This is a genomic window from Prescottella equi (assembly GCF_020171745.1).
Classification (GTDB): domain Bacteria; phylum Actinomycetota; class Actinomycetes; order Mycobacteriales; family Mycobacteriaceae; genus Prescottella; species Prescottella equi_A.
In genome coordinates this window covers 51,573-72,441 of record NZ_JAIVAH010000014.1, presented here as the reverse complement: position 1 = coordinate 72,441, position 20,869 = coordinate 51,573, and the positions used below count along the sequence as shown (strand labels likewise).

Genomic DNA, 20,869 nt, shown 5'->3' with positions numbered 1-20,869 from the left:
GTGCCGCTCCCCCGATCGGGAGAGCGGCACGACGAGAACCGGAGCGACAGGTTCCTGCCTAGAAGCCCAGGCGGCCCAACTGCTTCGGGTCGCGCTGCCAGTCCTTGGCGACCTTGACGTGCAGTTCCAGGAAGATCTTGACGCCGAGCAGCTTCTCGATCTGCTTGCGGGCCGCGGTGCCGACCTCGCGCAGCCGGGCGCCACCCTTGCCGATCACGATGCCCTTCTGGCTGGGCCGCTCGACGTACAGCAGCGCGTGGACGTCGAGCATCTCGCCCTGCTTCTCGGTGCGGCCCTCGCGTTCGCGCACCTCCTCGATGACGACGGCCAGCGAGTGCGGCAGTTCGTCGCCGAGGCCCTCGAGCGCGGCCTCGCGGATCAGCTCGGCCATGAGGGTTTCCTCGGGCTCGTCGGTGAGTTCGCCGTCCGGGTAGAAGGCCGGGCCGGGCTCCATCAGGCCGGCGAGGACCTTCACCAGCAACTCGACCTGCTCGCCGGAGACCGCGGACACCGGGATCACCTCGGCCTGGGGGCCGAGGAGCTTGGAGACCGCCATCAGCTGTGCGGCGACGCCCTCCTTGCTCATCTTGTCGATCTTGGTGACGATGCCGACCAACTTGGTCTTGGGCGCCATCTGACGAACCTGCTCGAGGATCCACCGGTCGCCGGGGCCGACCTTCTCGTCCGCCGGGATGCAGATGCAGATGACGTCGACCTCGGAGTAGGTGTCGCGCACGAGGTCGTTGAGGCGCTGGCCGAGCAGCGTGCGCGGCCGGTGCAGGCCGGGGGTGTCGACCAGGATCAGCTGGGCGAAGTCGCGGTGCACGATGCCGCGGATGGTGTGCCGCGTCGTCTGCGGCCGCGACGACGTGATCGCAATCTTCTCGCCGACCAGCGCGTTCGTCAGCGTCGACTTGCCCGTGTTGGGCCGGCCCACGAAACAAACGAAGCCGGAACGGAATTCGTTGTCGGTCATATCACTCCTGGTTCACGTTTCCGTCTTCGTCCACCTGGCCGGTGTCACGGTGTTCGTCCGGTATGCGTTCGACGTGCACGGTGCTGATCCGCACCCGGCCCCGCACGTCCGCGCCGCCCTCGCCGCGCATCCGCAGCCCGGCCGTCTCGATCTGCGAGCCCGGCAGCGGCACCCGGCCCAACTCGTAACCGAGCAGCCCGCCGACGGTCTCGACCTCGTCTCCGGGGATCTCCACGTCGAACAGTTCACCGAGGTCCTCGACGGGCAGCCGGGCCGAGACCCGGTAGCTGCCGTCTCCGAGGTCCTCGATCGGCGGGGTCTCGTCGGTGTCGTACTCGTCGGCGATCTCGCCGACGATCTCCTCGATCACGTCCTCGATCGTCACCAGCCCGGCGATGCCGCCGTACTCGTCGACCAGCACGGCCATGTGGTTGCGGTCGCGCTGCATCTCGGCGAGCAGGCTGTCGAGCGGCTTCGAGTCCGGCACGAACACCGCCGGACGCATCACCTGCGCCACCTTCACGCTGCGGCCGCCGTCGGACGAGTAGTACGTCTGCTGCACCAGATCCTTGAGGTACACGACGCCGAGCACGTCGTCGACGTTCTCGCCGATCACCGGGATCCGGGAGTGACCGCTACGGACCGCGAGCGTCGTCGCCTGTCCGGCCGTCTTGTCGGCCTCGATCCACACCATCTCGGTGCGCGGGACCATCACCTCGCGCGCGGACGTGTCACCGAGTTCGAACACCGACTGGATCATCCGGCGTTCCTCGTCGGCCACCACACCACGCTCCTGGGCCAGGTCGACCAGCTCGCGCAGTTCGATCTCCGACGCGAACGGCCCGGCCCGGAATCCCCGGCCCGGGGTGAGCGCGTTGCCCACGAGGATCAGCAGCCGGCTCACCGGGCTGAGCAGGGCGCCCAGCGCGCCGAGCGGAGCCGCCGCGGCCAGCGCCAGCGGGTAGGCGTGTTGCCGACCCAAGGTGCGGGGGCCGACGCCGATCGCGACGTAGTCGACGAGCACCATCGCCACGATCGTCACGGCCATGCCCCAGCCCGCGCCGAGCAGGTCGATCAGCGCACCCGCGAGCAGGACCGCGGCCGCGATCTCGCACAGGATCCGCAGCAGGACCATGAGATTGACGTAACGCGGACGGTCGGAGACGATGCGGACCAGCCGCACGGCGCCGGGCCGCTCATCCTTCGCCAACTCCTCCACGCGTGCGGGCGAGAGCGTGTTGAGCGCCGCATCGAGCGCCGCGAAGAGCCCGCCGAGCGGCACCAGGACGACAGCGACGAGCACCAGGACGACTGCGTCGTTCACGTGTCGATCACCGTCCGCCGAGCGTCACTGCTCGGTGCCGTCGAAGAATCCGGCCTTGCCCAGCAGCCGCTGATCGCGCGCCGCGAGCTCGGCCTCGTGCTCTGCGCGACGAAGGTCCTCGTACCAGTCGGCGAGCAGTTGGTTCTGCAGGCCGAACATCTCCTTCTCCTCCTCGGGCTCGGCATGGTCGTAGCCGAGGAGGTGGAGGACACCGTGCACGGTGAGCAGCGCCAGCTCGCGGTCCAGCGAATGACCCGCCTTCTCCGCCTGCTCCGCCGCGAACGACGGGCACAGCACGATGTCGCCGAGCATCGACGGACCGGGCTCAGGGGCGTCCGGGCGTCCGCCGGGCTCGAGCTCGTCCATCGGGAAGGACATGACGTCGGTGGGGCCGGGCAGGTCCATCCAGCGCATATGCAGGTCGGCCATCGTCGCCGAGTCCACCAGCACCATCGACAGTTCTGCCGCCGGGTGCACATCCATGCGTGCGATCACGAACCGGGCGACGCTGATCAAATCCTCGTCTGAGACTTCCATCCCCGATTCGTTGGAGATCTCGATACTCATCTACGTCGTTCCTTCGTCGGCCGCGGACACGCGGGAGCCGTTGATTGGCGGAGACAACCCTACCGCCGGTGCGGACGCGGCTGAACCGCTCGCCGCTGCGCGCGGTTCCCGAGCGGGACGTCCCCGTTGCGGGTCGCCTCGAACCGCTCGTACGCGTCGACGATGTCGGACACCAACCGGTGCCGCACCACGTCGGAGCTGTCGAGCACCGCGAAGTGGATGCCGCCGATGCCGTCGAGGATCTCGGTGGCGGCACGCAGACCCGACCGCGCCCCACCCGGCAGGTCGACCTGCGTGATGTCGCCGGTCACGACGATCTTGGAACCGAACCCGAGCCGGGTCAGGAACATCTTCATCTGCTCGGCGGTGGTGTTCTGTGCCTCGTCGAGAATGATGAACGCATCGTTGAGCGTGCGGCCACGCATGTAGGCGAGCGGCGCGACCTCGATCACGCCGGCCTGCATCAGCTTCGGGATCGCCTCGGGATCCATCATGTCGTGCAACGCATCGTGCAGCGGGCGCAGATACGGATCGATCTTCTCGTGCAGCGTGCCCGGCAGGAAGCCGAGACGCTCGCCGGCCTCGACCGCGGGACGCGTCAGGATGATCCGCGTCACCTGCTTGCTCTGCAGTGCCTGCACCGCCTTGGCCATCGCCAGGTAGGTCTTGCCGGTACCGGCCGGGCCGACACCGAACACGATGGTGTTCTCGTCGATCGCGTCGACGTAGTGCTTCTGGTTGAGCGTCTTGGGGCGGATCGTCTTACCGCGGCGCGACAGGATGTCCAGGCTGAGCACGTCCGCCGGCGACTCCGACAGCCCCTGCGTCAGCATGCCGTGCGTGCGACGGACGACGTCGGGCGAGATGAGCTGGTTGCGGCGCACCAGGGCGGCGAGCTGCTCGAGAACCCGTTCGGCGAGCGCGACGTCGGCCGGCGTGCCGGTGAGCGTGACGGCGTTCCCGCGGACGTGGATGTCGGCGTCGAGCACCTGCTCGAGAGCGATCAGATTCTCGTCGGAGGACCCGAGCAGGGGTGGGACCACCTCGGGTGGAAGTTCCATGCTCGAGCGCACGGTGCGCTGAGCCGGCTGAGCAGGATCCTGCGGGGCGTCGCTGAAACGCGACCTGCCGTTCTCGACTTGTTCACTCACGTGCGCGCTATGGCCTTCTTCCAGGTCCGATCGGTCCACGACCGGGTCGTCGTGTGTGCCCAAAGTCTAGCGCCAGGGGCCGACGGCGCCCACCGCGTTACCGGTCGGCCGCCGCACCGGGGTCGCCCCCGTCCGCGAGCCAGGCTGCCGCCTCCCCGACTACCTCGACAGCCGCCTCCGGCTGCAGACCCAGCAGCACCAGCCCGGCAGTGGCGAACGTCTCACCCCGATCGGCGATGGCGCCACGGTTCGCGTGTTCGAGGAGCGTCAGCGTCATGCCCTCGTACATCGCGACCAGGAGTTCGGCGGGCAGATACGTGGAGAACACGCCTTCGCGCTGGCCGCGTTCGACGTTGCCCACCGTGATCGTCCGCAGCGGCTCGAGAAGGTCGTGGATGCGCTCCTCCCCCAGTTCGCGCCGGGCGAACGACAGCAGTACCCGGAACCGGTCCCCGACCGGCCAGGTGCGCAGCGCCAGCACCGCCACCGCGAGGTCGATCCGCTCCGGGGCGGGAGGTCCGGACGCCAGGCTCGTGCCGATCGCCCCGGACGCCTCGGCGACCAGCCCCTCGATGAGCGCGTCCCGGTTGGGGAAGTGCGAGTACACCGTGCGGCGGACGACACCGGCTGCCTTAGCGACATCGTCCATGCTGGCGTCGGGATCCGAGGCGAACGCGGAGATCGCGGCGTCGAGGATCCGGGCGCGATTGGCGCGCGCCTGCGCGCGCATCGGCTGCTGACCGGACGCGTACACCGTCGGAGGCTCGGAACTCACCCGCACATCTTCCCTCACCGACGCCGATGTACGCCGAACAGCGGTGTCGGTCGACACCCGCTTCGTCGCCTCCCCGCGCGAGGACCTGAAACCCCGGGGAGTGTGACGTGCCCCACCTCCTGGTTGCACAACGGTGTGCAAGCAAATAACTTGCACATCAATGTGCAAGTTCTCCGGTGGGGCGCCGCCGGGGCGTGGGAGGGAATACGGAAATGACGATCACGCTGTCGCAACTGCCGGGAATCGCCAGCACCCCGGTCGAACGGATGGATCGGCCGTACCCCCGCCGCTGGGCCGCGCTCGCGGTGCTGTGCCTGAGCCTGCTGATCGTCGTCATGGCGAACACCGCCCTCATCGTCGCCGCGCCGGACATGACCCGGGATCTGCAGCTGACGAGCTCGGATCTGCAGTGGGTCATCGACGGCTACACCGTGCCGTACGCCGCACTGATGCTGCTGTTCGGCGTCATCGGTGACAAGTACAGCCGGCGCGGGGCCCTCTTCGCGGGCCTGCTCGTCTTCGGCGCGGGCGCCGTGTTCGGCAGCCTCGCCGACAGCACCACGTCGGTGATCGCGGCGCGGATGGTGATGGGAGTCGGCGCGGCGATCATCATGCCCGCGACGCTCTCGCTCCTGGTCGCCACGTTCCCGGCCGCCGAGCGTGCCCGCGCCATCGCGGCGTGGGCAGCCACGTCCGGTCTCGCGATCGCGCTCGGCCCGCTGCTCGCGGGCTGGCTGCTCGAGAGCAGGTCCTGGCACTCCACCTTCCTCATCAACGTCCCGATCGCAGCGTTCGCGATCATCGCCGCACTGGTCCTGGTGCCGCCGTCGAAGGCCCATGGACTCGGGCGCATCGACTGGGTCGGCGGGCTGCTGTCGGTCGTCACGATCGGCTGCCTCGTCTTCGCGATCATCGACGGCTTCCACTTCGGCTGGGGTGCAACGGCCCTCACCACTGCCGCCGTCTCCGTGATCGGACTGGGGTTGTTCGTCGGGTGGGAACTGCGGCACCCCCAGCCGCTGCTGAACGTCCGCAAGCTCGGCGAGCGCGCGGTCGGCGGCGCGTCGCTGGCGGTGATGCTGGTGTTCCTGGCCGCGTTCGGCGCGATGTTCTTCATCGCCCAGCAGTTCCAGTTCGTTCTCGGCCTCGGCCCGCTCGACACCGGTGTCCGCCTGCTGCCGCTCGCGGCCGCGGTGTCGGTCGGCGCCGCCGCCAGCGCCCGCCTCACCCCGCGCGTCGGCACCCGGGCGATCGTCGCCGGCGGCATGCTCGTCGCGGCGGCGGGTGTCCTGCTGCTCGTCCGCATCGACGGCGCCTCGACGTACCTCGACTTCGTGCCCACCCTCGTCCTGCTGGGCATCGGTGTGGGCCTGTCGGTCTCGCCCGCCACGGACGCGATCATGGGCAGCTTCCCGGACAAAGACCTGGGTGCGGCGGGAGGGCTCAACGACACCGCGATCGAACTCGGCGGGTCGCTCGGCATCGCGATCCTCGGCTCGGTCCTCGCCTCGGCATACAAGGACGGCATCGCCGGCTTCCTGGCCGCGCTGCCGCTCCCGAAACTGAACGGGCCGCAAGGAGATCTGCTGGCGCAGGGGCTGCAGGCGTCGGGTGAGTCGGTCGGCGGCGCGGCCATCGTCGCCGGGGAACTCGCGAAGAACCCGCTCGGCGCTGCGCAGGCACAGCCGCTCATGGACGCGGCGACGGTTGCGTTCGCCGACGCGATCTCGCGGGCCAGCCTGGTCGGCGGTCTCGCGCTCGCCGTCGGCGCGGTGGCGGTCGCCGCGATCCTGCCGAGCCGGACGGCCCCGGTTCAGGACTGAGCGGTCAGGACCGAGCGCCGAGCAGCAACTCCCGGGAGAGCTTCCAGCTCTGCGTGTTCGGGTCGAGGAACGCGAAGTGGTCCTCCCCCTCGATCAGTTTCAGCTCGACCGGGTCCCCGGCAGCGCCGGCGGCGGCGGCGTACCGGGACGCGATCTTGGCCGGGACCTGAGCGTCCTCGGTGCCGTGGAGGACCACGACGGGCACACCGATCGGAACCCGATGGTGCGGTGACGCCGACCGGTACAGCTCGGGATCGTCCTCGAACGGCACGCCGAACAGGTCCTCGATGTAGCTGACGCGCCGGCCTCGCTCGGCGGCCGACGCCAGGTCCAGCGCACCGGCCTGCGACACGAACAGCTCCGGACGGATCGTCGTATCACGTTGCCCGGCAAGCCATACCGCGAGCTGACCGCCGGCCGAGTGCCCGACGACGCGGACCCGGTCCAGGTCCAGCGGCACCGGCGACGCGGCGGCGACCGGTCCGGCGATCGCCTCGAGTGCCGCGACGACGTCCGCGGACATCTCGGGCCACCGTCCGCCGGCACCGATCCTGCGGTACTCGATGTTCCACACCGCGACGCCGCTTCGGGCCAGCTCGACCGAGAACGCTGTCCCGAGGTTGAGCTGGTACTTCCCGCTCCAGTAACCGCCGTGGATCACCATGACGACCGGGACCGGACCGTCTCCCCCGCCCTCGGGGGCGTAGAAGTGGCCGAACTGCTGTGGTTCGGAGCCGTACTCGATACGGGTCCTGGGCATGCTCGTCGCTCCTGGTCAGTCGATGGGCGCGGACGACCAGCGGTCGGTGAGTACACCGATCGCCCCCAGCGCCACCGCGGCCGCCGTCGAGGTCCGCAGCACCGTCGGCCCGAGCAGGACCGCGGTCGCGCCGGCCTCGGTGAGGGCGGTGATCTCCTCGTCGGACAGACCACCCTCCGGGCCGACCACCAACATCACCTCGGGCGCGTCCCGCAGCGGCAGCGACGCGAACGGCGAACGTGCCGACTCGTGCAGCACCGCCACGACACCCCCGCGTCCGACGACCTCGCGCACCCGCTCCAGAACCTGGGGCGTGTGGTGCAGGTCGGCCACCTCCGGGACGAAGGAGCGTCGCGCCTGCTTCGCCGCGGCAACCGCGGCGTTGCGCCAGCGGGTGACGCCCTTCTGAGTCTTGGCACCCTCCCAGCGGGCGACGCACCGCGACGACTGCCACGGCACGACGACGTCGATCCCCGCCTCGGTGGCGAGTTCGACGGCCAGTTCCGAGCGTTCGGCCTTGGGCAGCGCCTGCACCAGCGTCACCAGCGGCGTGGGCGGCTGCTGGTCCAGCCGGGCGGTCACCTCGAGGTCGAGGCGGTCCTTCCCGGCGGCGGTGACGACGGCGTCGGCGATGCCGCCGCGACCGTCGGCGAGCAGCAGTCGCTCACCCGGCTTGATCCGCCGCACCGTGGCGGCGTGCCGGCCCTCCGGTCCGTCGAGCACGGCGGGACCGCCGACGTCGGGCAGGGGGTCGAGGTAGAAGACGGTCGCAGCCATCGGTGGGTCCGGCCCCGATCAGCGGCCGCTGAAGGCGTCGCGCAGACGGGAGAACAGGCCACCGGTGTTCTGCGACCCGGTCGAGACGACCTCGGCCTGGTCGCGGTCGCGGTGGTTCTTGAACTCCTGCAGCAGCTTGCTCTGCTTGCCGTCCAGCCGCGACGGGATGACCACCTCGAGGTGTGCGTGGATGTCGCCGCGCACGCCGGAACGCAGCTTCGGCATACCGTGGCCGCGCAGGACCGAGACCGATCCGGGCTGCGTGCCGGGATCGACGGTGATCTCGGTGGGTCCGTCGATGATGGTGTCGAGCGTGACCGTGGTGCCGAGCGCCGCGTCGACCATCGGGACGCGGATGGTGCAGTGCAGGTCGTCACCGTCGCGGACGAAGACCTCGTGCGGCTGCTCGATGACCTCGACGTACAGATCGCCGGCCGGGCCGCCGCCGGCGCCGACCTCGCCCTGCGCGGCCAGGCGGATGCGCATGCCACCCGAGACACCGGCCGGCACCTTCACGGTGATGTCCCGGCGGGCACGGACCCGGCCGTCACCGCCGCACTTGTGGCACGGATCCGGGATGGTCTCGCCGACGCCACGGCACGTCGGGCAGGGACGCGAGGTCATGACCTGGCCCAGGAACGACCGCTGCACGGACTGGACCTCGCCGGCGCCGCCACACGTCTCGCAGCGGATCGGCTGGGAATCGCCGTGCGTGCCCGAACCGGTGCAGCCGTCACACAGGATCGCGGTGTCGACGGTGATCGTCTTGGTCACGCCGGTGGCGCACTCGGCGAGGGTCAGCTTGGTCCGCAGCAGCGAGTCCGCGCCGGGCTGGACGCGCCCTCGCGGGCCGCGCGAGCCACCGCCGCCACCACCGAAGAATGCCTCGAAGACGTCACCGAGGCCACCGAAACCGGCACCGCCGAAGCCGCCGGCTCCGGCACCCGCGCCGGACTCCATCGGATCGCCGCCGAGGTCGACGATGCGCCGCTTCTCGGGGTCCGAGAGCACCTCGTAGGCCGTGGAGACCTCGCGGAACCGCGCCTGCGCCGACTCGTCGGGATTGACGTCCGGATGCAGTTCACGGGCGAGCTTGCGGTAGGCCCGCTTGATCTCCTGATCGGTCGCGTTCTGCCCGACGCCGAGCGTGCCGTAGTAATCCCGTGCCACTTTGGGTATCTCGTCCTTCTCTACATCGTTCGCATCACACGGTCAGGGCCACCGGCACCGGAACCGTCCGGTTCGGCCGCGGCGCCCGTCCGCGCACTATCGCTCGGCGAGTACCTCGCCGATGTACCTGGCAACGGCAGCCACCGAGGCAATTGTTCCCGGGTAGTCCATCCGGGTGGGTCCGAGGACCCCCACACCGCCGAATACGGTACCGGCAGTGCCGTAGCCCGTGGAGATCACCGAGGTGCCGCGCATCTCCTCGACCTGTGTCTCCTCGCCGATCCGCACGGTCACCCGGCCCGCGTCCTGAGTCGCCGCCAGCAGCTTGAGGACCACCACCTGCTCCTCGAGCGCCTCGAGAACCGAACGCAGCGAACCGGGCAGTCCGGCCTGCATCGTGAAGTCCGCCGCATTCCGGGTCAGGTTCGCGGTCCCACCCAGGACCAGACGATCCTCGGGATGTTCGACGAGCGTCTCGATCAGCACCGTCGCCGAACGGACGACGGCGTCGCGCAGGTTTTCGGGAGCGTCCTCGGCAAGCTCGGACACCGCGATGGACGCCGCGGCGAGCCGCTTCCCCTCGAGGGCGCCGCCCAGAAGGGACCGCAAGCGCGACAGGTCCTCGTCGTCGATCACGTCACCGAGTTCGACGATCCGCTGGTCGACCCGCCCCGAATCGGTGATCAGCACCAGCAGGAGCCGGGCAGGAGTGAGGGCGACCACCTCGAGGTGACGCACCGACGACGCCGACAACGTGGGGTACTGCACGACGGCGACCTGCCGGGTGAGCTGCGCGAGCAGGCGCACCCCGCGGCGCAGCACGTCGTCCAGGTCCACGCCTGACTCGAGGAACTCGAGGATCGCGCGACGCTCGGCCGCCGACAGCGGTTTGACGTCGGCGATCCGGTCGACGAACTGACGGTAGCCCTTGTCCGTCGGCACCCGTCCCGAACTGGTGTGGGGCTGCGCGATGTAGCCCTCGGCCTCGAGAACCGCCATGTCGTTGCGGATCGTGGCGCTGGAGACGCCGAGATTGTGCCGCTCGACCAGGGCCTTCGATCCGATCGGCTCCTGCGTGGAGACGTAGTCGGCGACGATCGCCCGGAGTACTTCGAATCGTCGTTCCTCCGTACTCGGCATCGCCACCACCTCCGTTTCGCGACACGGCCCGGGCGTTCCCGGAACCATGGACACCGCCCGTGCGCGGCGCCCACCTCGGTACCCAGTCTAATGGCCTCGTCCGCCGCGAACTCCGCAGGCCGCGCCGGACATTCGAGGCACACGGAACATTCGGCCCGTAGGCCGTACTGTGGTCACCGGTCGGGCCGCGGGACCCGGTCGACGGTCGAACAACGCGGGCGGTACACATGATCTTCAAAGGCGTCAGGGACGGCAAGCCATATCCGGATCACGGATTGACCCTGCGCGACTGGTCCCAGATACCGCCGCGGCAGGTGCGCTTGGACGAGATCGTCACCACCACCAGGGTCCTCCAGCTGGACCGACTCCTGGACGAGGACTCCACCTTCTACGGCGACCTGTTCCCGCACGCGGTGCTGTGGGAGGGCACGATCTACCTCGAGGACGGCGTCCATCACGCGGTGCGATCAGCCCTGCGGAACCGGGTCGTGCTGCACGCGCGGGTGTACGACTACGACGCGGCAGGGACCGAGTAGCTCGGCCCGACGTCAGGCGAGGATGTCCCGAACCACGGCGTCGGCGAGCAACCGCCCGCGATCGGTGAGCACGAGGTGGTCGTCGTCGATCACCGCGAGCCCGTCCTCCACGACCCGCTCCGCGGCGGCGCGTTCACCGTCACGCAGGTCCGACAGCGGCAGCCCGGTGCGCAGCCGGACGGTCAGCATGACGCGTTCGACGTGGGCGTCCTCGGCAGTGAGCGTCTCACTGCCACCGACCGGTAGCTCGCCCGCCGCCAGCCGGTCGGCGTAGCGCGCCGGATGCTTGACGTTCCACCACCGCACCCCGCCGACGTGGCTGTGCGCGCCCGGCCCGGCACCCCACCAGTCGCCGCCGTCCCAGTACCCGATGTTGTGCCTGCACTCGGCTCCGGGCTTCGACCAGTTCGACACCTCGTACCAACCCAGGCCCGCGTCCGCGAGGCACGCGTCGATCCGCTCGTAGCGGGAGGCGAGGACGTCGTCGTCCGGAGCGGGCAGTTCACCGCGCCGCACCTTGCGGGCCAGCGCGGTGCCGTCCTCGACGATCAGCGCGTACGCCGAGACGTGGTCGACGCCGGCGCTGAGCACCGCGTCGAGGGACTTGTCCAGATCGGCGTCGGTCTCACCGGGCGTGCCGTAGATGAGGTCGAGATTGACGTGGTCGAATCCCGCGGCACGCGCCTCGCGAGCCGCCGCGACCGCGCGGCCCGGGGTGTGCGTGCGGTCGAGCACCTTCAGGACGTGTTCCGCGGCGGACTGCATGCCGAGCGAGATCCGGGTGAACCCGGCATCGCGCAGCGTCCCGAAGAACTCCGGCGACGTGGACTCGGGGTTCGACTCCGTGGTCACCTCCGCACCGGCGGCGAGGCCGAAGCTCGTCGTCACCGCCCCGAGGACCTCGGCGAGACCGTCCCCGCCGAGCAGCGACGGCGTGCCACCGCCGACGAACACCGTGTCCACCTTCGGGGCGCCGGTGATCTCGGCGGCCGTCGCGAGTTCCCGCTTCAGCGCCTCGAGCCACGACTGGGGCGACGCGGACGTGCCCAGCTCACCCGCCGTGTAGGTGTTGAAGTCGCAGTAGCCGCACCGCGTGGCGCAGAACGGGACGTGGATGTAGATGCCGAACGGCCGCGCCCCCACCCCTTCGAGCGCCGATGCGGGAAGTTCCAGGCGTGTCGACTCTGCTTCGACAACTGATCCACTCACGTCTCCAGTGTCCCAGCCACCCGATTTGCCGCCACGAACGCCCGCCCATCAGGACATTTCCCGAGAATTTCGGGGAAATATGCTCCCGGTGGTCGGCATACGCGAAATCCCGTGGCAGAATGGCCCGCATGACAGATACCGGGGTGCGATTGGTGGCGCGTCGCCACGTCGACCTCAAGCGTGTCTGTAGCTGTTGTTGTCTGCCCTGCGGCGCGTAGCGGCCAGCGTTTCCCTGCCCTGAAGCAGCGGCGCTCGCCTGCGTTCGTCTCCCCCCCGTTAGGCCCGTAACCCGGCCGGCCGAGGACGACCCCGCGAGGAAACAGCCCTCCTCTCCTTGTCTTCGACCGGTGCACCGTGAAGTTCACGAAATTCAGGAGCACCCATGACGTCGACCACCGACGCCGAATCTGCTGTGAGCCCGCCGGCGCGCACCGCTCGCCCGAAGAAGCGCGTCTCCGAAGGCCAGTGGGCCCTCGGCTACCGCGAGCCGCTCAACGCGAACGAGCAGATCAAGAAGGACGACAACCCGCTCAACGTCCGTGCCCGGATCGAGGACATCTACTCGAAGCAGGGTTTCGACAGCATCGACAAGGCCGACCTGCGCGGCCGTATGCGCTGGTGGGGCCTGTACACGCAGCGCGAAGAGGGCTACGACGGCACCTTCACCGGCGACGAGAACATCGACCTGCTCGAGGCCAAGTACTTCATGATGCGGGTGCGGTGCGACGCGGGCGCGCTCACCGCCGAGCAGCTGCGCACGGTCGGCGAACTGTCCACCGAGTTCGGTCGTGACACCGCCGACCTCTCGGACCGCGAGAACGTCCAGTACCACTGGATCGAGATCGAGAACGTCCCGGAGATCTGGAAGCGCCTCGAGGCCGTCGGACTCAAGACCACCGAGGCGTGCGGCGACTGCCCGCGCGTCGTGCTCGGTTCGCCCCTGGCCGGCGAGTCGTTCGACGAGATCCTCGACCCGACGCCGGCGATCGACGAGATCGTCCGCCGCTACATCGGCGATCCCGAGTACTCGAACCTGCCGCGCAAGTTCAAGACCGCGATCTCCGGGCAGCAGGACGTGGTGCACGAGATCAACGACGTCGCGTTCGTGGGCGTGAACCACCCCGAGCACGGCCCGGGCCTGGACCTGTGGGTGGGCGGCGGCCTGTCGACGAATCCGATGCTGGCGCAGCGCGTCGGCGTGTGGGTGCCGCTGGACGAGGTCCCGGACGTGTGGGAAGGCGTGCTCGCCATCTTCCGCGACTACGGCTACCGCCGACTGCGGGCCAAGGCGCGGCTGAAGTTCCTGATCAAGGACTGGGGTATCGAAAAGTTCCGCGAGGTGCTCGAGACCGAGTACCTGAAGCGCAAGCTCATCGACGGCCCCGCGCCGGAGAAGCCGGAGCGCCCGATCGACCACATCGGTGTCCAGAAGCTGCGCAACGGCCTCAACGCGATCGGGTTCTCCCCCATCGCCGGTCGTGTGTCGGGCACCATCCTGACCAAGGTGGCCGACGCGGCGGAACGGATCGGCTCCGACCGCATCCGCTTCACGCCGTACCAGAAGCTGATCGTGCTCGACGTCGCCGACGACAAGGTCGAGGAGCTGATCGCCGAACTGCAGCCGCTCGGTCTGCACGCGCGGCCGTCGCACTGGCGCCGGAACCTGCTGGCGTGCAGCGGTATCGAGTTCTGCAAGCTGTCGTTCGTGGAGACTCGCAAGCGCTCGCAGGTGCTCGCGCCGGAGCTCGAGGAGCGGCTCGCGGACATCAACGCCCAGCTCGACGTCCCGATCACGATCAACATCAACGGCTGCCCCAACTCGTGCGGCCGGTCCCAGATCGCGGACATCGGCTTCAAGGGCCAGTTGGTGGACGACGGCGAGGGCAACCAGATCGAGGGCTTCCAGGTGCATCTGGGCGGCAGCCTCGGCCTGGACAGCGCCTTCGGCCGGAAGCTGCGCCAGCACAAGGTGACCAGCGCGGAACTCGGCGACTACATCGACCGGGTGGTGCGCAACTTCGTGAAGCACCGCACCGAGGGTGAACGCTTCGCACAGTGGGCAGTTCGAGCAGACGAGGGGGATTTGCGATGACGGTTGATCTGACGACGGCAACTTCGGACGAACTCCGCGCGATCGCTGCGCGGGGAGCCGCCGAACTGGACGGAGCGTCCGCGCAGGAACTGCTGCAGTGGACGGAAGACACGTTCGGCAACGACTACATCGTGGCGTCGAACATGCAGGACGGCGTCCTGGTTCACCTTGCGGCGCAGGTGCATCCCGGCGTGGACGTCCTGTTCCTCGAAACCGGCTACCACTTCCCCGAGACCATCGGCACCCGCGACGCGGTGGAGCAGGTCTACGGCGTCAACGTCATCAACGCACAGACCGACGTCTCGGTCGCCGAGCAGGACGCGACCCTGGGCAAGGACCTGTTCGCCCGCGAGCCCAACCGGTGCTGCGCGCTGCGCAAGGTCGCGCCGCTGACCGCGACGCTGAAGAACTACCGGGCGTGGGTCACCGGCATCCGCCGGGTCGAGGCCCCCACCCGGGCGAACGCACCGTTGATCTCGTACGACGACGCGTTCGGTCTGGTGAAGATCAACCCCATCGCCGCATGGTCGGACGACGACATGCAGGCGTACATCGACGAGCACTCGATCCTGGTGAATCCGCTCGTCGACGAGGGGTATCCGTCCATCGGGTGCGCACCCTGCACCGTCAAACCACTCCCCGGCGCCGATCCGCGTAGCGGTCGGTGGGCCGGTTCCGCCAAGACAGAATGCGGGTTGCACGCCTCATGACAATCGACATCTCACTCCCCGAGCCGCGGCTTGCGCTGGACGGCAACAAGTTCGACACCCTCGACGCTCTCGAGTCCGAGGCCATCCACATCTTCCGTGAGGTGGCCGGCGAGTTCGAGCGGCCCGTGATCCTGTTCTCGGGCGGCAAGGACTCGACGGTGCTGCTGCACCTCGCGATCAAGGCGTTCTGGCCGGCCCCGCTGCCGTTCGCGCTGCTGCACGTCGACACCGGTCACAACCTGCAGGAGGTGCTGGACTTCCGCGACCACGTCGTCGCGAAGTACAACCTGCGCCTGCACGTGGCCAAGGTGGAGGACTACCTGGCCGACGGCCGCCTCACCGAGCGCCCCGACGGCATCCGCAACCCGTTGCAGACCGTGCCGCTGCTCGACGCGATCGCCGAGAACCGCTTCGACGCCGTCTTCGGTGGCGCCCGGCGCGACGAGGAACGGGCCCGCGCCAAGGAGCGGATCTTCTCGCTGCGCAATGCCTTCGGGCAGTGGGACCCCAAAAAGCAGCGCCCCGAGCTGTGGAACCTGTACAACGGCCGGCACTCCCCGGGTGAGCAGGTCCGGGTGTTCCCGCTCAGCAACTTCACCGAGCTCGACATCTGGCGCTACATCGCCCGTGACAACGTCGAACTGGCGAGCATCTACTACGCCCATCAGCGCCCGGTGTACCAGCGCGACGGCATGTGGATGACGCCCGGCGTGTGGGGCGGACCGGCAGAGGGCGAAGAACTGCAGACGCTGTCGGTGCGCTACCGCACCGTCGGCGACGGCTCCACCACCGGCGCGGTCCTGTCCGATGCCGCCGACAACGAGGCGATCCTCGCCGAGGTCGCGGCGTCGCGACTGACCGAGCGCGGCGCCACCCGCGGCGACGACCGAGTTTCCGAAGCGGCCATGGAAGACCGCAAGCGAGAGGGCTACTTCTGATCATGAGCGACCTCCTGAGGCTCGCCACCGCGGGCAGTGTCGACGACGGCAAGTCCACCCTCGTGGGCCGGCTGCTGTACGACACCAAATCCGTTCTGGCCGACCAGATCGACGCCGTGACCCGCGCGTCGGTCGACAAGGGGCTGTCCACCCCCGACCTGTCGCTGCTCGTCGACGGCCTGCGCGCCGAACGCGAGCAGGGCATCACGATCGACGTCGCGTACCGCTACTTCGCGACCCCGCGCCGCTCGTTCGTGCTCGCCGACACCCCGGGGCACGTGCAGTACACCCGCAACACCGTCTCGGGTGCATCCACCGCGCAGCTGGTGATCCTGCTGGTCGACGCGCGCAAGGGCGTCATCTCGCAGACCCGCAAGCACGCCGCGGTCCTCGCACTGCTCGGCGTGCCGCGACTGGTGCTGGCCGTCAACAAGATCGACCTCGTCGAGGATCCGGCACAGGTGTTCGCCGACATCACGGCCGATTTCCGGTCGCTGACCGGATCGCTCGGCTGGGACGACGCCGACGTCCAGGCCATCCCGGTGTCCGCGCTGCACGGCGACAACGTCGCGGTGGCGTCGGAGAACACGCCGTACTACGACGGTCCGACGCTGATCGAGCACCTGGAGGCGGTGCCGGTGGACAGCGACAATGAGGGCAAGCACGCTGTGGGCCTGCGGTTCCCGGTGCAGTACGTGATCCGCCCGCGCACCGCGGAGTTCCCGGACTACCGCGGCTACGCCGGTCAGGTGGCGGCCGGTTCGGTCGTCCCCGGTGACGAGGTGGTGATCCTGCCGTCCGGCACCCGGACCACGGTCACCCGAATCGACACTGCAGACGGCGAACTCGACGTCGCGCACGCGGGCCGCAGCGTCACACTGGTGCTCGCGGACGACGTCGACGTCTCGCGCGGTGACACCATCGCGGCGCCGTCGGGTGCCCCCGAGCCGATCGAGCAGTTCGACGCCACCGTGTGCTGGCTGGCCGAGAAGTCCCTGCGACCGGGCGCCCGCCTGCTGCTCAAGCACGGCACCCGCACCACGCAGGCCATCGTCGGTTCGCTCGTCGAGCGCCTGGACGAGCAGGAGCTGACGTCGGAGCTGTCACCGGCGACCCTCGAGCTCAACGAGATCGGCAAGATCTCGGTGCGCGTCGCGGAGCCGATCGTGGCCGACGACTACACCGTCAACCGGCACACCGGCAGCTTCCTGTTGATCGATCCGGCCGGCGGCAACACGCTCGCGGCCGGTCTGGTCGGCGACGCCATCGCGGCCGTCGAACTCGGTGAGCGGGTCTGAGACCGTGACACCGCCGCTGATCGCCACGGCGGCGGTGCCGCTCATCGCCGTCGCGCACGGCAGCCGTGACCCCCGATCTGCTCGGGTGGTCGCGGCTGCCGTGGCGGCGATCCGCGCGCAGCGCCCGGACGTCGACGTCCGGCTGTCCTTCCTCGATCTGAACGCACCGTCGGTGGATCAGGTGGTCGACGCCGTCGCCGCGGAAGGCCACTCCACCGCGATCGTGGTGCCGCTGCTGCTCGGCAGCGCGTTCCACGCCCGAGTGGATCTCCCCGGGATCCTGGCCGCCGCCCGCGCGCGGCACCCGCACCTGACGCTCGTCCAGTCGGACGTCCTGGGCCACGACCGCCGCCTCGTCGGTGCGGTGCGGGACCGGATCACGGAGACCGGTGTCGCCACGGACGACGCCCGCACCGGTGTCGTGCTCGCCGCGGTCGGCTCGTCCGACGCTCGGGCGAACGATCGCACCCGCGCACTCGCCGGCGTCCTCACCGAGGGCAGCCCGTGGTCGACGACCGTGTGCTTCGCAACCTCCGCCGAACCGACCGTCAGACAGGCGATCTCACTGCTGCGCTCGCGAGGGGTCGAGCGCATCGTGATCGCACCGTGGTTCCTCGCGCCGGGGCGGCTCACCGACCGCCTCGGTACGGCCGCCCTGGACGCCGCCCCCGACGTCGTGTTCGCCGAGACGATCGGCGCGCACCGGCACGTCGCCGAGGTCGCACTCGACCGGTACGACACCGCCGTGGTTGCGGCGGCGCGGATCCGACTGTCGGCGTAGCTGTCAGTTCTTCTGGGCGCGTGGCGCCTTCGCCGAAGCGCGCGATTCCTGTCGTTCCAGCCACTCCAGGATCGCCCGGTTCGTCTCTTCTGGCTTCTCCTGCTGGATCCAGTGGCCACTGTCGAGGTGGATCTCGTCGACGTCGGGAACGAACGCCGCGAGGTTGTCGGCCTGGGCCACGGCGTCGCGGTCGCCGTAGATCATGAGAGCGGGCTGGCGGATGATCGGGTCGACGTCGGCGAGCAGGTGCCAGTCGCGGTCCATGTTCCGGTACCAGTTGATGCCGCCGGTGAACCCGGACTTCTCGAAGGCGCAGACGTAGACGTCCAGATCACTCTCGCTCATCAGGGGCTCGCCGAGGGGAGCCTCGGCTCGGGCGAGATCGATCAGCGCCATTCCGGGCGCAGGGTTCTCGGGTAGCTCGTTCTTGCGGTACAGGTTGCGGAGGAACCGGGCCGGGTTCTCCTCGAACACGGCGTCGGCGACACCTGGATTCCGATTGAAGTGGACGAAGTAGTAGTCGCTGCCGAGCACCGCCTCCATCCATTCGATCCAGGGCACCTCGCCGCGCACTGGATACGGCAGGCTCAGGCAGACCACCTTGTTCACGCGCTGCGGATGCAACAGGGTGAGGCTCCACACCACCATCGCGCCCCAGTCGTGGCCGATGAAGGTCGCGTCCTCGTAGCCGTAGTGGTCGAGGAGAGCGACGAGATCGCCGGCCAGGTGCGCGACGTCGTAGGCAGTGACCTCGGTCGGGCGGGAGGAGTTGCCGTAGCCGCGCTGGTTGGGGGCGATGACGTGATAGCCGGCAGCGACGAGGGCGGGCACCTGATGACGCCAGGTGAAGGCGAGATCAGGCCAGCCGTGGCAGAGCACGACGGGCTTTCCGGAGTTCTGTCGGCCTGCCTCGAAGACCTCCAACTCCACGCCGTCGACGGCGATCAGAGTGGGCTCGGGGAAGTCGGTGCGGTTCATTGCTGGATTCATGTGACCAACTTAGGAACCTATACCGGTCACCTCATGACCGGTTTTTCTGCGAATGTTGTCAGCATGCGAACTGACCGGCTGGTGGCGATCCTCCTCATGCTGCAGCGGCGCGAACAGGTCACGGCCGGGGAGGTCGCGAAGGAACTAGAGGTCTCCGAACGCACCGCACGCCGCGATCTCGACGCCCTCGCCATGAGCGGCATTCCGGTGTACTCGATCCAGGGCCGACGCGGCGGCTGGCGGCTTCTCGGCGGCGGCCGCACCGACCTCTCCGGTCTGACCGAGAGCGAGGCCCGCGCCCTGTTCCTGGTCGCCGGACCGGCCTCGGTGGCGACCCCGGCAGTGAAGACCGCGCTGCGCAAACTCGTCCGCGCCCTACCGGAACCCTTCCGAGAACAAGCCGAGGCCGCGGCGTCCTCACTGGTCCTGGACCCGAGTCAGTGGGGCTCGGCTCGAATCGAACCGAAACCCCCGCGCTTCCTCGACGACCTGCAGGACGCCGTGATCCGTGGCATCCAGGTGCGACTCGGGTACCTCGACAGCAAAGGCACCCGAACCGAGAGGATCATCCACCCGCTGGGCGTCGTCGCCAAAGGCCCGTCCTGGTATCTCGTCGCCGAGACCGAGACCGGCCGGCGGACCTTCCGGATCGACCGCGTCTCATCCGCCGACACGACGGGCGACCCCGTCCACCGACCCGAGGACTTCGACCTCGCCGAGACCTGGCGTGAAATCGCAGACGAAGTCGATCGCCGGCGATCGCCCATCGAGATCCACGCGACCTGCGCGGCCGACGGAATCGACCTGCTCCGAATCGCGGTCGGCGCCGACCTGGACATCGGCGGCACCACCGACGACGGCCGCATCACCGTCGTGATCCGCGGGCCGAGCGAATACGGGCTCGCCGGCCACCTCGCCGGACTCGTCGAATGGCTCGACGTCACCAGTCCCCAGGGCGTGCGGGACCACCTCGCTGCGATCGGCGCCGCCCTCGCCGAACGCTACCGCTGATCGACGCGGCGGAACGCCAGTCCCTGTTCGCCGAGCGATTCGGTGAGCACCCGGATCGCCTTGGGGCCCACGCCGTGCAGAGCGAGCAACTCCTTCGCGGAGTGCTGCGCGACGGCCTCGAGCGTGGCGATTCCCGCCTCTTGCAGTGCCCTGGTCGCGGGCTTGCCGATGGCGGTCGGGAGCGTCGTCATGTCGGCGATCGTATGGGCCGCGGGGCATGACGTCGAGCACATCCCCTTTACCTCGAGTTAGCTCGAGGTTCTAGCGTCGGCAGTGACACACCGCTTCGACGAAGGACCTCGCGTTGACGACCGCCGCCCCTCACATCCCTATCAGCGACGGCTTCCGGCGCGCCTTCCGCGGCCATCCCGCGGGCGTCGCGATCATCACCGCGCAGGGCGCCACCGGTCCGGTCGGGATCACCTCGTCGTCGGTCGCATCGATCTCCGCCGACCCCGCCGTGCTCGGCTTCTCGCTGCAGGCCCTGCGGGGTTCGGCCGCCGAGATCGCGGCGGCGTCGAGCATTCTGGTGCACCTGCTCACCGCCGACAACGTCGCGCTGGCCCGCCGGTTCGCGACGGCCGGCAGCGCCCGGTTCGGCGTCGACACCGCGTGGTCCGCACTCGAATCCGGCGAGCCGTTCCTGCACGGCACCGGCACCGTGCTGCGGTGCACGCCACTGACGCGCACGGAGGTCGGGCCGGCACTGGTCGTCACGGCCGCGGTCGAGGAGGTTCGCGCCGCCGACTCTCTCGCCGCACCGCTGGTGTACCAGGACCGCACGTATCACTGCGTGAGCGCCTGGACCGCCCTCCCGTGATCTAACGTTCGTTCGCAATCC

22 protein-coding genes are annotated in these 20,869 nt (G+C 69.3%); 10 read left to right on the top strand and 12 right to left on the bottom strand.

The annotated features are described in order from the left end of the window. Window positions 1–58 precede the first annotated feature (58 nt). From era to LCL87_RS12870, 5 genes are all read right to left on the bottom strand, one after another. Complete coding sequence (era, locus tag LCL87_RS12890; RefSeq protein WP_225020169.1) at window positions 59–976, bottom strand: GTPase Era; 918 nt, start codon at window positions 974–976, stop codon at window positions 59–61. Window position 977: 1 nt separating this feature from the next. Then, on the bottom strand, window positions 978–2,300 hold the full coding sequence (locus LCL87_RS12885) for a hemolysin family protein (protein WP_225020167.1): 1,323 nt from the start codon (window positions 2,298–2,300) through the stop codon (window positions 978–980). Between the two features lie 24 nt (window positions 2,301–2,324). Beyond that, entirely contained in the window at window positions 2,325–2,867 is a 543-nt protein-coding gene (ybeY, locus tag LCL87_RS12880; protein WP_225020165.1) for an rRNA maturation RNase YbeY, read from the bottom strand. A gap of 59 nt (window positions 2,868–2,926) precedes the next feature. After that, on the bottom strand, window positions 2,927–4,018 hold the full coding sequence (locus LCL87_RS12875; protein ID WP_510850756.1) for a PhoH family protein: 1,092 nt from the start codon (window positions 4,016–4,018) through the stop codon (window positions 2,927–2,929). Between the two features lie 97 nt (window positions 4,019–4,115). After that, window positions 4,116–4,748 (bottom strand): TetR/AcrR family transcriptional regulator, encoded by a 633-nt coding sequence (locus LCL87_RS12870; RefSeq protein WP_225020176.1) that lies wholly within the window; start codon window positions 4,746–4,748, stop codon window positions 4,116–4,118. Window positions 4,749–5,005: 257 nt separating this feature from the next. Between LCL87_RS12870 and LCL87_RS12865 the strand changes: the two genes are divergently transcribed. Next, entirely contained in the window at window positions 5,006–6,616 is a 1,611-nt protein-coding gene (locus tag LCL87_RS12865; RefSeq protein WP_225020163.1) for an MFS transporter, read from the top strand. A 4-nt stretch (window positions 6,617–6,620) separates the two neighbouring features. On the opposite strand, the gene LCL87_RS12860 is transcribed toward LCL87_RS12865, so the two are convergent. From LCL87_RS12860 to hrcA, 4 genes are all read right to left on the bottom strand, one after another. Continuing rightward, on the bottom strand, window positions 6,621–7,376 hold the full coding sequence (locus LCL87_RS12860) for an alpha/beta fold hydrolase (RefSeq protein WP_225020161.1): 756 nt from the start codon (window positions 7,374–7,376) through the stop codon (window positions 6,621–6,623). Window positions 7,377–7,391: 15 nt separating this feature from the next. Continuing rightward, window positions 7,392–8,153 carry a 16S rRNA (uracil(1498)-N(3))-methyltransferase gene (locus LCL87_RS12855; protein WP_225020160.1) on the bottom strand — a complete coding sequence of 254 codons (762 nt, stop codon included), beginning with the start codon at window positions 8,151–8,153 and terminating at the stop codon, window positions 7,392–7,394. Between the two features lie 18 nt (window positions 8,154–8,171). Next, complete coding sequence (dnaJ, locus tag LCL87_RS12850; RefSeq protein WP_225020159.1) at window positions 8,172–9,323, bottom strand: molecular chaperone DnaJ; 1,152 nt, start codon at window positions 9,321–9,323, stop codon at window positions 8,172–8,174. Between the two features lie 96 nt (window positions 9,324–9,419). Next, on the bottom strand, window positions 9,420–10,463 hold the full coding sequence (gene hrcA, locus LCL87_RS12845; RefSeq protein ID WP_225020158.1) for a heat-inducible transcriptional repressor HrcA: 1,044 nt from the start codon (window positions 10,461–10,463) through the stop codon (window positions 9,420–9,422). Window positions 10,464–10,690: 227 nt separating this feature from the next. Here hrcA and LCL87_RS12840 point away from each other — a divergent pair, with 227 nt between their 5' ends. Further along, on the top strand, window positions 10,691–10,999 hold the full coding sequence (locus LCL87_RS12840; protein WP_225020157.1) for a type II toxin-antitoxin system VapB family antitoxin: 309 nt from the start codon (window positions 10,691–10,693) through the stop codon (window positions 10,997–10,999). A 12-nt stretch (window positions 11,000–11,011) separates the two neighbouring features. On the opposite strand, the gene hemW is transcribed toward LCL87_RS12840, so the two are convergent. Continuing rightward, window positions 11,012–12,208 (bottom strand): radical SAM family heme chaperone HemW, encoded by a 1,197-nt coding sequence (hemW, locus tag LCL87_RS12835; protein WP_225020156.1) that lies wholly within the window; start codon window positions 12,206–12,208, stop codon window positions 11,012–11,014. Between hemW and LCL87_RS25875 the strand changes: the two genes are divergently transcribed. The 6 genes from LCL87_RS25875 (at window position 12,157) to LCL87_RS12810 (ending at window position 18,027) form a co-directional block, all read left to right on the top strand. Then, window positions 12,157–12,426, top strand: a complete 270-nt coding sequence (locus tag LCL87_RS25875) for an Ms4527A family Cys-rich leader peptide (RefSeq protein ID WP_510850755.1) — start codon at window positions 12,157–12,159, stop codon at window positions 12,424–12,426. The two genes, hemW and LCL87_RS25875, sit on opposite strands and share 52 nt — an antisense overlap. A gap of 164 nt (window positions 12,427–12,590) precedes the next feature. After that, complete coding sequence (locus LCL87_RS12830; protein WP_225020155.1) at window positions 12,591–14,300, top strand: nitrite/sulfite reductase; 1,710 nt, start codon at window positions 12,591–12,593, stop codon at window positions 14,298–14,300. Next, window positions 14,297–15,010: a phosphoadenylyl-sulfate reductase gene (locus LCL87_RS12825; RefSeq protein WP_225020153.1), complete on the top strand. Its 714-nt coding sequence runs from the start codon at window positions 14,297–14,299 to the stop codon at window positions 15,008–15,010. The genes LCL87_RS12830 and LCL87_RS12825 overlap by 4 nt, the downstream gene beginning before the upstream one ends. Continuing rightward, the gene (cysD, locus tag LCL87_RS12820) at window positions 15,007–15,948 is read left to right on the top strand and encodes a sulfate adenylyltransferase subunit CysD (RefSeq protein ID WP_225020151.1); all 942 of its coding nucleotides are present in this window, start codon (window positions 15,007–15,009) and stop codon (window positions 15,946–15,948) included. The genes LCL87_RS12825 and cysD overlap by 4 nt, the downstream gene beginning before the upstream one ends. Before the next feature lie 2 nt (window positions 15,949–15,950). Next, complete coding sequence (locus LCL87_RS12815) at window positions 15,951–17,246, top strand: GTP-binding protein (protein WP_225020149.1); 1,296 nt, start codon at window positions 15,951–15,953, stop codon at window positions 17,244–17,246. After that, complete coding sequence (locus LCL87_RS12810) at window positions 17,233–18,027, top strand: sirohydrochlorin chelatase (RefSeq protein ID WP_225020147.1); 795 nt, start codon at window positions 17,233–17,235, stop codon at window positions 18,025–18,027. Before LCL87_RS12815 ends, LCL87_RS12810 begins: the two co-directional genes overlap by 14 nt. A 3-nt stretch (window positions 18,028–18,030) precedes the next feature. Here the strand turns inward: LCL87_RS12810 and LCL87_RS12805 are convergent, their stop codons facing one another. Beyond that, window positions 18,031–19,017: an alpha/beta hydrolase gene (locus tag LCL87_RS12805; RefSeq protein WP_225020145.1), complete on the bottom strand. Its 987-nt coding sequence runs from the start codon at window positions 19,015–19,017 to the stop codon at window positions 18,031–18,033. Between the two features lie 63 nt (window positions 19,018–19,080). Here LCL87_RS12805 and LCL87_RS12800 point away from each other — a divergent pair, with 63 nt between their 5' ends. After that, on the top strand, window positions 19,081–20,028 hold the full coding sequence (locus tag LCL87_RS12800; protein ID WP_225020144.1) for a WYL domain-containing protein: 948 nt from the start codon (window positions 19,081–19,083) through the stop codon (window positions 20,026–20,028). Here LCL87_RS12800 and LCL87_RS12795 read toward each other — a convergent pair. Then, the gene (locus LCL87_RS12795) at window positions 20,019–20,219 is read right to left on the bottom strand and encodes a helix-hairpin-helix domain-containing protein (protein ID WP_225020142.1); all 201 of its coding nucleotides are present in this window, start codon (window positions 20,217–20,219) and stop codon (window positions 20,019–20,021) included. The genes LCL87_RS12800 and LCL87_RS12795 overlap by 10 nt on opposite strands. Window positions 20,220–20,332: 113 nt before the next feature. On the opposite strand from LCL87_RS12795, the gene LCL87_RS12790 reads away from it, so the two are divergent. Further along, window positions 20,333–20,848, top strand: coding sequence for a flavin reductase family protein (locus LCL87_RS12790; protein ID WP_225020140.1), 516 nt, complete (start codon window positions 20,333–20,335; stop codon window positions 20,846–20,848). The last annotated feature ends 21 nt before the right edge of the window (window positions 20,849–20,869 follow it).